The organism is Teichococcus wenyumeiae (genome assembly GCF_003696345.1).
GTDB classification, from domain to species: Bacteria; Pseudomonadota; Alphaproteobacteria; order Acetobacterales; family Acetobacteraceae; genus Pseudoroseomonas; species Pseudoroseomonas wenyumeiae.
This window is the reverse complement of sequence record NZ_RFLX01000013.1, coordinates 70,040-81,028: the sequence shown is the minus strand read 5'-3', so window position 1 is coordinate 81,028 and position 10,989 is coordinate 70,040. Positions and strand designations below refer to the sequence as shown.

The window sequence follows — 10,989 nt, the reverse complement described above, 5'->3', positions numbered from 1 at the left end:
ATGACCGCTTTGACCTCCTCTCCCGCCCTGGGCCGCCGCGCCCTGCTGGCCGGCACCGCCGCCCTGCCGGCCATCCTCGCCGGCACTGGCACCCGGGCCCAGGGTGCCGCGCGCACCCTGGCCATCGGCGTCGTCTCGGACCCCGTGACGCTGGACCCGGCCTTCTCCGGCTCCTTCTTCGAGAACCAGGTCCTCTACAACCTGCATGAGACGCTGCTGGTGGCAGCGCCGGACGGCACCGTCTCCGCCGGCCTCGCCGAGTTCAAGCAGCCCGACCCGCTGACCTATGCCTTCACCCTGCGCCAGGGCCTGACCTTCCACGACGGCACGGTGCTGGACGCCGCCGCCGCCAAGGCCAATATCGACCGCTACCTCGACCCCGCCGTGGGCTCCATCCGCCGCTCGGAATTCGGCCCGGTGAAGGAGGTGTCGGTGACCGGCCCGCTCACCTTCGAGATCCGCCTTTCCGCCCCCTATGCGCCGCTGCCGGTGGTGCTGACCAACCGCGCCGGCATGATGGTCTCGCCCACCGCCGTGAAGGCGCTGGGCGCCGATTTCGCCGCCAGGGCGGTGGGCTGCGGCCCCTGGAAGCTGGCGAGCTGGACCAAGAACGCCGAGCTGGTGCTGGAGAAGTTCGACGGCTACTGGCGCGGTGCGCCACAGAATTTCGACCGGCTGCTCTACCGCCCGCTGCCGGATGAGACGGTGCGCCTGGCCAATCTGCGCAGCAACACGCTGCAGCTCATCGACACCGTGCCTCCGCAGACCGTGGCCGCTCTGGGCCGGGAGAATGCGCTGCGCGTCTCGCAGATGCCGAGCCTGGGCTTCAATGCCTTCGCCTTCAACTGCACCCGCGCGCCCTTCAACGACAAGCGCCTGCGCCAGGCCTTCACCGCGGCGGTGGACCCGGCGGTGATCCAGAAGGTGGTGTATTTCGACACCGGCCGCCCGGCCTCCGGCCCGCTGTCTCCCGCCGTGCCCTGGGCCTTCGACAACAACCTGCCCCTGCGCGGCGGCAAGCCGGAGGAAGCCAAGGCGCTGCTGAAGCAGGCCGGCGCGAGCGGCCCGGTGCCGGTCACCGTCACCGTCACCAACTCGCCGGCCATGGTGCGCATCGCGCAGATCCTGCAGGCGCAGGCCGGCGCCGCCGGCTTCAAAGTGGAGGTGCGGCAGATCGACCCCACCAGCCTCATCACCGTGCTGCGTCAGCGGGACTTCGACCTCTGCATGGCGCCCTGGTCTGGCCGCTACGACCCGGACGGCAACATGTTCAACTATTTCACGCAGGACGGCACGAACAACTTCGCCGGCTATGCCAGCGAGCCGGTGACCACCATGCTGCGGGAGGCCCGCTCGGTGGCCGGGCAGGCGGAGCGCGCCAAGCTCTACCAGGAATCGCAACGCGTGGTGGCCGAGGATTGCGCCATGCTATTCCTGCACTTCGACGCCATCATCCAGGCCTCCAGCGCCAAGCTGTCCTGGACGCAATATCCGGACGCGGTCTTCCGGCTCTACGACGCCAAGCTGGCCTGATCCCTGCGGCGGCCGGCCCGGGCCGGCTGCCTGCCGGAAGCGCGGGGCGGGGAGTCCTGCCCTGGCGCGGCGGCATCCGCGATCCAGCCGAGAATGGCGCCGCAGGCGCGCTCAATGTGGCGCCGCATGGCGGCCTCGGCGGCGCCGGCATCGCCGGCGCGGATCGCCTCGAGGATGGCGCCGTGCTCCGTCATCACCGCCTCGGCATCCGTCACGCCGCGGCTGTGATAGAGGGTGCCGATGCGGTGATGCGCCTGCAGCTGGGTCAGTGCGCCGGCGATGAACTTGTTGCCGCAGCCATGCGCGATGGTCCGGTGGAACAGCGCATCCGCATCGACGAATTTCACGAAGTCCCGGCTGTGGTTGCCGCGTCTGGCCGCGCCCAGGTCCTGGATGGATTGCCGCAGCCCGGCCAGGATCTCCGGCGTGGGCCGCGCCGCCGCCAGGGCGGCGGCGGTGGGTTCGAGCAGCAGCCGCGTCTGGCAGAGATGCGCGTAGTCCTGCGGCGTCATGGCCGGCGCGGCCTTGTAGCGCCCACTGCGCAGGCGGATGACAAGCCCATCTCCTTCAAGCCGGGCGAGCGCCTCACGAACAGGTGTATGCGACACACCAAGCGTGCCGGCGAGCGCATCGATGCCGATCGCGCCGCCCGGCTGGATCATGCGGTCGAGAAGCAGATTCCGCAGATGCCCGTAGGCCTGTTCCGCCAGGCTGGTCTTATCCAGCGGCCTTGTCCGCAGCAGCATGCTTGTCCTCCCCGCGCCGGGACCTTCATGAGGCGGGCCCTTCCGGCGCGCTTCCGCTGAGGCGGCGGTCCGTCCGCCGCTGAAGGCGGGCTTGCGATCCGATATCCTATAGATTACGACATCAATTCGAGCATCGTCAGCACGAATCACGTGGCTCCGATGTTGGACGAGGCGGCCAGATGAGGCAGGGAAACTGCCCGGACCGCTTCGTTGCTGGGTCAGGTGCCTGGTCGAACCGCCGCACTGGCGGCATGTGGGAGGAAGAACAATGAAGCGCAGTTTGATGGCGCTGGCCGTGGCATTGCTGGCCTCGACCAGCCTCGCCGGCATGGCCGCCGCTGAAACCTCCGGCAAGCGCATCGCGCTGTCCAACAACTACGCGGGCAATTCCTGGCGGCAGGCCATGCTGCAGAGCTGGGAGAAGGTCACCAAGAAGGCCGTGGCCGATGGCGTCGTGGCCGCGGTGGATACCTTCACCACCGCTGACCAGGAAGTGCCGACCCAGGCGGCGCAGATCCAGAACCTGATCCTGCAAGGTTATGACGCCATTGTCATCAACGCGGCCTCGCCCGATGCGCTGAACGGCGCGGTGAAGGCGGCCTGCGACGCCGGCATCGTCGTCGTCTCCTTCGACGGCGTCGTGTCCGAACCCTGCGCCTGGCGCGTGGCAGTGGATTACTTCCAGCTTGGCCAGCAGCAGGTCGACTACCTCGCCAGCCGCCTGCCGCAGGGCGGTAACCTGCTGGAGATCCGCGGGCTTCCCGGCACCTCCATCGACAACCTGATCCACCAGGGCATCGCCGCCGGCATCAAGGCCCACCCGAACTTCAAGATCGTCGGCGAGGCCACGGGGAACTGGGACCAGGCCACCGCGCAGCGCGCCGTCTCCACCGTGCTGCCCTCGCTGCCGAAGGTGGATGCGATCGTGACCCAGGGCGGCGACGGCTATGGCGCCGCGCAGGCCTTCCGCGCCGCGGGGCGCGACACGCCCATCATCATCATGGGCAACCGGCAGGACGAGCTGGCCTGGTGGCAGCAGCAGCACCGCGCCAATAACTACACCACCTGGTCCGGCACCATCGCCCCGGGCGTGTCCACCCTGGCCTTCTGGATCGCCCAGCAGATCCTGGACGGCAAGCAGGTGCCGAAGGACGTGACGGTGCCTTACCTGACCGTGACGCAGGACACGCTGGACCAGGCGGTCTCCACCACGCCGGTGGGCGGCGTGGCCAACAAGGAATACACGCAGGAAGAGGCGGCACAGGCCATCCAGGCCAATACCAAGCGCTGATCCAGCAGCAGGAGTGCGCGATGGCCTCGCCACAGGGAACCGCGGTCAGCCTCTCCGGGGTTTCCCGCTCCTTCGGCGCGGTGCGGGCCCTTTCCGGAGTGGATCTGGCTATACCGGAAGGGCAATGCCTCGGGCTTGTCGGCCATAACGGCGCCGGCAAGTCCACCCTGATGCATGTGCTGGCGGGCACGCTGCGCCCCGATACCGGCCAGATCGCCCTGGCCGGGGAACAGCATGACCGCATCACCGTGAATCTCGCGCAGCGGCTCGGTATCCGCTGCGTCTTCCAGGAACTGTCGCTCTGCCCCAACCTGACGGTGGCGGAGAATACGCGCATCCTGCATCCCTCCATCCGCGGCTTCGGCTGGCGGCGCAAGGCGGGGCGGCTGATCGCCGCCATGCTGGACCGCATCTTTCCCGGCCATGACATCTCGCCGGATGCGGTGGTCGCCGATCTCTCGATCGGCCGCCGGCAGATGGTCGAGATCGCCCGCGCCTTCACGGTCAGCCAGGGCGCGCTGCGGCTGGTCATCCTGGATGAGCCGACCTCCTCGCTGGATGCGACCACGGCGCGGCAGTTGCTGGACTTCATGCGCGGCGCGCTGAAGAGCGGCGTCTCCTGCGTACTGATCTCGCACATGATGGGTGAGATCCTGAATTACTCCGACCTGATCGCCGTGATGAAGAACGGCCAGCTCGTGGCCTCCGGCCCCGTTGGCCAGTTCAGCAGCGAAAGCCTGGTCGAGCTGATGAGCGGCGGCGAGCACCCGGACCGCACCGCCCGCCAGCGCGCGGCGCGCGTGCGGGCCGAGACCGCCATCTCCGTCCGGGCGGAAGAGCCGGGGCGCGGCCTGCCTTTCATCGCGCGCCAGGGCGAGGTCATCGGGCTGGCCGGCCTGTCCGGCCATGGCCAGACCGACTTCCTGGTGCGGGTCTTCGAGGCCGCGCGGGCGCGGCATCCGGGCCTCAGCGTCAGCGGCGACGTGTCCTTCGTGGCGGGGGATCGCCAGGCCGACGGCGTTTTTCCGCTCTGGTCCATTGCCGACAATATCGGCGTGGCCTCCCTGCCGGCGCTACGCAACGGATTGCTGCTGTCGCCTGGCAAGGAGAAGGACCTTTCCGACCGCTGGGGCCGCACCATGGGCATCAAGGCGCCCAGCCTGAAGGACGAGATCCTGTCCCTTTCCGGCGGCAACCAGCAGAAGGCGCTCTTCGCCCGCGCGCTCTCGACCCGCTCGGCGGTGGTGCTGATGGATGACCCGATGCGCGGCGTCGATATCAACACCAAGCTGGATGTCTATGACATCATCGCCCAGGAGGCCGCCGGGGGCCGCACCTTCCTCTGGTACACGACCGAGTTCGAGGAGCTGGAATATTGCGACCGCGTCTATGTCTTCCAGAACGGCCGCATCGTCGGTGAGCTGGAAGGCGAGCAGATCACCGAAGCGGGCGTGATCGGGTCGTCGTTCAAGGACAAAGAAGCGGCATGACAATCGGACTTGCCAGAACAGGCTCCGGGCAGGCGCCCGGCGCCGCCTCGCGCCAGCGCGTGCTGCGTGGCGCGCTGCCGGCGGCCTCGCTCCTCATCGTGCTGGCCGCCATCTGGTACTTCAACCCGCGGGCCATCAGCTATTTCGGCCTCAACCTGATGCTGAACCTGGCGATCCCGGTGGCGCTCGCCACCATCGCCCAGATGTGCGTCATGGCGACCAATGAGCTGGATCTCTCGATCGGCTCCTTTGTCGGCTTCGTGGCCTGCGTGACGGCGACCTACATGACCAGCCAGCCGCTGCTGGCGCTGCTGATGCTGGCCGGCGGCATCCTGGTCTATATGCTGGCGGCGGTGGTGGTGCATCTCCGCAACGTGCCCTCCATCGTGGTGACGCTGGGCCTGAGCTTCTTCTGGGCCGGGCTCGCGGTGCTGATCCGGCCGACGCCGGGCGGCGCCGCGCCGGCCTTCCTGCGCGACCTGATGCGCTGGCAGCCGCCCTTCGTGCCGCTGCCGGTGCTGCTGGCGGTGCTGATCGGCGTCGGCGTGCATCTGCTGCTGATGCGCTCCTCCTATGGCGCGGTGCTGCGCGGGGTGGGCGGCAATGCGCGGGCGGTGAGCCGGGCCGGCTGGTCCATCCTGAAGGCCAAGGTCGCGATGTTCGCGCTGGCCGGCGTCTTCGGCATCCTGTCGGGCCTGACGCTGGTGGGCGTCTCCTCCAGCGCCGATGCTAATATGGCGACCGGCTACACGCTGCTCTCCATCGCCGGCGCCGTGATCGGCGGCGCCGAGTTCATCGGCGGCCGCATCTCGCCCATCGGGGCCGTCATCGGCGCACTGGTACTGCAACTCGCGGCCTCGGCGCTGAACTTCTTCAAGGTGCCCTTCCTGCCAGGGGGGCGCATCCCGCAGGAATGGCAGGTGGGCGCGCAGGGCATGTTCCTGATCGTGATCCTCGCCGCGCGCGTCCTCATCAGCAAGGCCGAGAAATGAGCGACCTGGCGCTGCGCCCCCCAGGCTGGAAGATGCCGAACCTGCCAGTCTGGTCCTGGTCCTTCCTGGCGGCCCTGCTGGTCTGGGTGCTGTCCTTCACCATCGCCGGCCAGGGTGCCGGCGGCATGCTGGTGGCGGCGCTCTCCTTCTCCGCCTTCACGGTGATGGTCGGGCTGGGGCAGATGTTCGTCATCACCCTCGGCCCCGGCAACGTGGACCTGTCCATCCCTGCCACCATCGGCCTGGCCAGCGCCGTCGCCATGAAGGTGATGGGGGGGCAGGACGGCATGATCGCCGTCGGGCTGCTCGCCGCGCTGGGCTGCGGGCTGCTGATCGGCGGCTTCAACTACCTGCTGATCCGCCTGCTGCGGATTCCGCCTATCGTCGCTACGCTTTCAGCCAGCCTGATCATCCAATCCGTGGGCATCAGCTATGGGCGAGGGCTGCAGATCAAGCCGCCGCCGGCGCTGACGGACGCCACCTTCGCGCGGTTGCTGGGCGTGCCGGTGCTGGCCATCGCGGCCATCGTCCTTTCGGTCATCGCGGCCATCCTGCTGCAACGGACCATCTATGGCCGCACGGTGCTGGCCGCGGGGCAGAACATGCGCGCAGCGCATTTCGCCGGCCTCTCCGTCGAGAGGGCGCGGCTGCTGACCTATATCCTCAGCGGCGGGCTGGCGGCGCTCTGCGGCGCGCTGCTCGCGGGCTTCTCGGGCGGTTCCTCACTCTCCATGGGGCGGGAATACCTGCTCTCCTCCATCGCGGTGGTGGTGCTGGGCGGCACCTCCGTCGCCGGCGGGCGGGCCAATGTGCCCGGGCTCTGGGGCGGTGCGCTCTTTCTCTTCATGGTGTCCACGCTGCTGAACACGGCCGGCTTCGGCTCCGGTCTGCGCGACGTGTTCACCGGCCTCATCATCGTCGCGGGCATCGCCATCACCGGCACGCGGCAGGCGCTGCGCTAGCCCCGGCGCTGCCGGAAGAACAAGAACTGGGAGAGAACATCCATGGCCGCTTCAGACTTCGAGGTTCTGGACGAGCGCTTCGCGCGCCTTCCCTGCATGACAGCGAATATCCACCGCCTCTACGACAAGTGCCACTGGGCGGAAGGGCCGGCCTATTTCCCGGCGGGGCGCTACCTGATCTGGTCCGACGCGCCCAACAACCGCATGCTGCGCTACGACGAGACCAATGATGTCGTCAGCGTCTTCCGCCAGCCGGCCCATAACAGCAACGGCAATACGGTGGACCGCCAGGGGCGGCTGGTGACCTGCGAGCATGGCACCCGGCGCGTGACGCGCACCGAGCATGACGGCAGCATCACGATCATTGCCGACCGTTACCAGGGCAGGCGGTTGAACAGCCCGAATGATGTCGTGGTGAAATCCGACGGCTCCATCTGGTTCACCGACCCGACCTACGGCATCGATTCCGACTATGAGGGCAACAAGGCCGAGAGCGAGATCGGCGCCTCCTATGTCTACCGTGTCGATCCGCAGTCAGGCGAGATCACCGTGGTCTGCGACGACTTCGTGAAGCCGAATGGGCTGGCCTTCTCGCCCGACGAAAGCCTGCTCTATGTGGTCGATACCGGCCGCACCCATGGGCCGGAGAACCCAGCGCATATGCGGGTCTTCAAGGTGGGCGAGGGCGGCAAGCTGAGCGGCGGCCGGGTTTTCGCGGATTCGACCTCAGGGCTTTTCGACGGCTTCCGGCTGGACGATACCGGCCGGATCTGGACCTCGGCCGGCGACGGCGTGCATGCCTACGACCCGGACGGCACCCTGATCGGCAAGGTGCGGGTGCCGGAGGTGGTGGCGAATCTCTGCTTCGGCGGCCCGAAGCGGGACCGCCTCTTCATCTGCGGCACCACCAGCCTGTATTCGGTAAGGATGTTCGTGAACGGAGCAAAGACCTTCTAGCCTCGCTCGCGCGCTCCCTCCGCCAGACCGGTGAAGCCGGAAGAGTGGCGCATGCGCCGCCCGCCATGCCACTCGCATGGCGGCGGATCTGTGCCACAATTCGTGGCATGTCGAATCCCTTTCCCCGGCTGCTCGCTCCTTTCGCCATGCGTGGCCACGCGTGGCGCAACCGGGTCGGCTTCGCGGCCATGTCCTGCCGCCTCGCCGCCGGGGGGCGGGCCACGCCCGCGCTGCTGAACCACCTGGAAGCGCGGGCGGCCGGGGGCGCCGCCGTGGTCATCACCGAGGCCTTGCCGGCGGCACGCTCCGCCGCCACGCCCACGCGCGTCTCCGCCTTTTCCGAGGAGGCCCTACCGGATCTCGGCGCCATGGCGGAGGTCATCGCGCGGCACGGCGCCTTGCCGGTGGGGCAGCTCTGGCATCCGGGTTCGGCCAATCGCGGCCAGCGGGCGGTGGATGCGGTGGGCGCCTCAGCGGTGCCGGATGGCCTTTCCTGGACCGTGCCGCGCATCCTGGCGGATGCGGAGATCGAAGCTCTGTGCGGCGAATATGCCGAAACGGCGCGGCGGCTGCAGCGCGCCGGCTTCGCGGGGGTCGAGGTTTCGGCCGCGCATGGCTTCCTGCCGCTGCAATTCCTGTCCCCGGTCAGCAACCTGCGGCAGGACCGCTGGGGCGGCGACCTGTGGAACCGCAGCCGCTTCCTGCGCGACATCCTCGCGCTGATCCGCGAGCGCTGCGGCCCCGGCTTCCTGGTCGGCCTGAAGATGCCGGCTGATGATGGCGTTGCGGGTTCCATCGATCCGGAGGAAGCCGCGCGCATCACGGCGCTGATTGCCAGGGAAACGCCGCCGGACTGGTTCTGCTACAGCCAGGGCACCCATGGCTGGTCGCTCGGCATGCATGCGCCGGATCAGCATGCGGCGCCGCTGCCCTACCGCGCCCTGTGGCGTCGGATGCGGCAGGCGGCAGGTGGCGTGCCGGTGGCCGCCGTGGCGCGCATCAACCACCCCGCCGCCGCCGAGGAGCTGCTGGCTTCCGGCGATGCCGACCTGGTGATGCTGGCGCGCCCGCTGCTGGCCGACCCGCAATGGGTGGAGAAGGCGCGGCGGGGCGCACCCGAGACCATCCGGCCCTGCCTGAACTGCAATGCCTGCTGGGGCGAGATCAACAAGGGCGCGCCGATCGCCTGTGCCGTGAATCCACGCGCCGGCGGCCGCGACACTGGCGGGGCGGCGCCCCTGGCCGAGGCGCGGCATGTGGTGGTCGTCGGCGGCGGGCCGGCGGGCCTGCAGGCCGCCATCGCGGCGGCACGGCAGGGGCGGCGGGTGACGCTGCTCTCCGCCCGGGCGCCGGGCGGGGCGGCGCGCCTGGAGGCCGCCTTGCCGGGCGGTGCCTCCATGGCGGCCTTTCTCGATTACCTCGTGGCCGAGGCCACGCGCGCCGGGGTGGCGGTGCGACAGGGCATCGCCAGCCCGGACAGCATCCTGGCCCTGCGGCCGGACACGGTGGTCCTGGCCACCGGCGCCGCCATGGTGCGCCCCGCCGGCCTGCGCGACAGCCGCAGCGGCCTGGACCTGCGCGCCCTGCTGGCCGCGCCGCCGCCCGGCGGCGCGCTGGCCGTCCTCTATGACCACGACCATACCCCGGCCACCTATGCCGCGGCGGAGTGGCTGGCCGCCCGCTACAGCCGCCTGCTGCTGGTGACGCCGCGCGACAGCATCGCGCAGGACGTGCCGCTGCTGTCCGCGCAGGGCGTGCACCGCCGGATGGCGCGGCTCGGCGTCGAGATCCTGACCTGCCGCGGGCTGCTGCGGCACGAGGCGCGGCGCCTCTGGCTGACCCATCTGCTGACCGGGGCGGAGGAGGTGATCGAGGGCCTCGACCTCCTCACCTGGTCTACGCCCCGCCAGCCGCGCCAGGCCTTGCTGGCGCCTTTGCAGGCGGCGGGGCTGGCGGTGCATCTGGCCGGCGACGCCCTGGCGCCCCGGCTGATGCTGTCCGCCATCCGCGAAGGCACGGAGATCGGCGAGGCGGCCTAGCCTCACTCCACCTTAGCGCCGGAGATCTCCACCGCCCGCCGCCATTTCTGCATCTCGGCGCGATGAAAGGCGGCGGTTTCGGCGGCGGTGCCGCCGTGGACCGTCGCGCCCTGCTCCAGCAGCTTCTGCCGCACCTCCGGCTGTTGCAGCGACTTGTGCATCTCGGCCGAGATGGTCTCCACCAGCGCGGCAGGCGTGCCGGCCGGGGCGAAATAGATGATCCAGGCGGCGGCATCGAAGCCCGGCACCGTTTCCGCGACGGCGGGCACATCGGGCAGCAGCGCCGAGCGCTCGCCCGAGGTCACCGCCAGCGGCAGCAGCAATCCCTGGCTGATCATCCCGGGCAGGGAGGGCACGCCCTCCACCGCCACCTGGATCTCGCCGCCGATCACCGCCTGCACCGCCTGGCTGCCGCCCCGGAAGGGCACATGCACCATGTCCAGCCCCAGCGCCGCCTTGAACAGTTCCGCTGCCAGATGCGAGGTGGTGCCGCTGCCGGAGGAACCGTAGTTCAGCTTGCCCGGCTCGGCCTTTGCCCGCGCCACCAGCTCAAGCAGCGAGCGGATGCCGAGCTTGGGATTGACGATGATCGCCTGCGGAAAGGACACGGCGTGGCTGAGCGCCACGAAATCCTTCTCGGCATCATAGGGCAGGCTGCGGAACAGGGAGGGATTGATGGCCATGGTGCCCGGCGAGCCCACCAGCAGCGTGTAGCCATCCGGCCGCGCCTTGGCGACGGCCTCGGTGCCGATATTGCCGGAAGCGCCTGTGCGGTTCTCCACGATGAACTGCTGCCCCAGGCGCTCGGCCAGGTTCTGCCCCAGCAGCCGCGTCACCACATCGACCGCCGAGCCGGCCGAGAAGGGATTGACGAAGCGCACCGGCCGGTCCGGCCAGGGCGCCTGCGCCATGGCCCGCCGGGCGAAGGGCATGAGGCTGAGGGCTGCGAGCATCTGGCGGCGTTGCATGGGGCGGCTCC

The 10,989-nt window shown here is 69.6% G+C and carries 9 protein-coding genes; 7 read left to right on the top strand and 2 right to left on the bottom strand.

Annotated elements, in window-relative coordinates; genetic code table 11:
- Positions 1-1,533: an ABC transporter substrate-binding protein gene (locus EBE87_RS17030; protein ID WP_120640129.1), complete on the top strand. Its 1,533-nt coding sequence runs from the start codon at positions 1-3 to the stop codon at positions 1,531-1,533.
- Here the strand turns inward: EBE87_RS17030 and EBE87_RS17025 are convergent.
- Positions 1,512-2,279, bottom strand: coding sequence for a GntR family transcriptional regulator (locus tag EBE87_RS17025; protein WP_158601002.1), 768 nt, complete (start codon positions 2,277-2,279; stop codon positions 1,512-1,514). The two genes, EBE87_RS17030 and EBE87_RS17025, sit on opposite strands and share 22 nt — an antisense overlap.
- Before the next feature lie 268 nt (positions 2,280-2,547).
- Between EBE87_RS17025 and EBE87_RS17020 the strand changes: the two genes are divergently transcribed.
- The 6 genes from EBE87_RS17020 to EBE87_RS16995 all read left to right on the top strand — a co-directional run bounded on the left by EBE87_RS17020 (position 2,548) and on the right by EBE87_RS16995 (position 10,010).
- Positions 2,548-3,570 (top strand): ABC transporter substrate-binding protein, encoded by a 1,023-nt coding sequence (locus EBE87_RS17020; protein ID WP_120640130.1) that lies wholly within the window; start codon positions 2,548-2,550, stop codon positions 3,568-3,570.
- Positions 3,571-3,590: 20 nt separating this feature from the next.
- On the top strand, positions 3,591-5,060 hold the full coding sequence (locus EBE87_RS17015; protein ID WP_120640131.1) for a sugar ABC transporter ATP-binding protein: 1,470 nt from the start codon (positions 3,591-3,593) through the stop codon (positions 5,058-5,060).
- On the top strand, positions 5,057-6,052 hold the full coding sequence (locus tag EBE87_RS17010; RefSeq protein WP_120640132.1) for an ABC transporter permease: 996 nt from the start codon (positions 5,057-5,059) through the stop codon (positions 6,050-6,052). The genes EBE87_RS17015 and EBE87_RS17010 overlap by 4 nt, the downstream gene beginning before the upstream one ends.
- Entirely contained in the window at positions 6,049-7,014 is a 966-nt protein-coding gene (locus EBE87_RS17005; RefSeq protein WP_233553377.1) for an ABC transporter permease, read from the top strand. The genes EBE87_RS17010 and EBE87_RS17005 overlap by 4 nt, the downstream gene beginning before the upstream one ends.
- A 42-nt stretch (positions 7,015-7,056) precedes the next feature.
- Positions 7,057-7,971, top strand: a complete 915-nt coding sequence (locus EBE87_RS17000; protein WP_120640133.1) for an SMP-30/gluconolactonase/LRE family protein — start codon at positions 7,057-7,059, stop codon at positions 7,969-7,971.
- A gap of 107 nt (positions 7,972-8,078) precedes the next feature.
- Positions 8,079-10,010: an NADH:flavin oxidoreductase gene (locus EBE87_RS16995; RefSeq protein ID WP_158611656.1), complete on the top strand. Its 1,932-nt coding sequence runs from the start codon at positions 8,079-8,081 to the stop codon at positions 10,008-10,010.
- Positions 10,011-10,012: 2 nt separating this feature from the next.
- Here EBE87_RS16995 and EBE87_RS16990 read toward each other — a convergent pair whose 3' ends face one another.
- Positions 10,013-10,978: a Bug family tripartite tricarboxylate transporter substrate binding protein gene (locus EBE87_RS16990; RefSeq protein WP_120641183.1), complete on the bottom strand. Its 966-nt coding sequence runs from the start codon at positions 10,976-10,978 to the stop codon at positions 10,013-10,015.
- Positions 10,979-10,989: the final 11 nt, after the last annotated feature.

Excerpts from the sequence above, each read along its gene's own strand:
- EBE87_RS17030 (WP_120640129.1), top strand. The coding sequence starts at position 1 with ATGACCGCTTTGACCTCCTCTCCCGCCCTGGGCCGCCGCGCCCTGCTG.
- EBE87_RS17025 (WP_158601002.1), bottom strand. The coding sequence starts at position 2,279 with ATGCTGCTGCGGACAAGGCCGCTGGATAAGACCAGCCTGGCGGAACAG.
- EBE87_RS17020 (WP_120640130.1), top strand. The coding sequence starts at position 2,548 with ATGAAGCGCAGTTTGATGGCGCTGGCCGTGGCATTGCTGGCCTCGACC.
- EBE87_RS17015 (WP_120640131.1), top strand. The coding sequence starts at position 3,591 with ATGGCCTCGCCACAGGGAACCGCGGTCAGCCTCTCCGGGGTTTCCCGC.
- EBE87_RS17010 (WP_120640132.1), top strand. The coding sequence starts at position 5,057 with ATGACAATCGGACTTGCCAGAACAGGCTCCGGGCAGGCGCCCGGCGCC.
- EBE87_RS17005 (WP_233553377.1), top strand. The coding sequence starts at position 6,049 with ATGAGCGACCTGGCGCTGCGCCCCCCAGGCTGGAAGATGCCGAACCTG.
- EBE87_RS17000 (WP_120640133.1), top strand. The coding sequence starts at position 7,057 with ATGGCCGCTTCAGACTTCGAGGTTCTGGACGAGCGCTTCGCGCGCCTT.
- EBE87_RS16995 (WP_158611656.1), top strand. The coding sequence starts at position 8,079 with ATGTCGAATCCCTTTCCCCGGCTGCTCGCTCCTTTCGCCATGCGTGGC.
- EBE87_RS16990 (WP_120641183.1), bottom strand. The coding sequence starts at position 10,978 with ATGCAACGCCGCCAGATGCTCGCAGCCCTCAGCCTCATGCCCTTCGCC.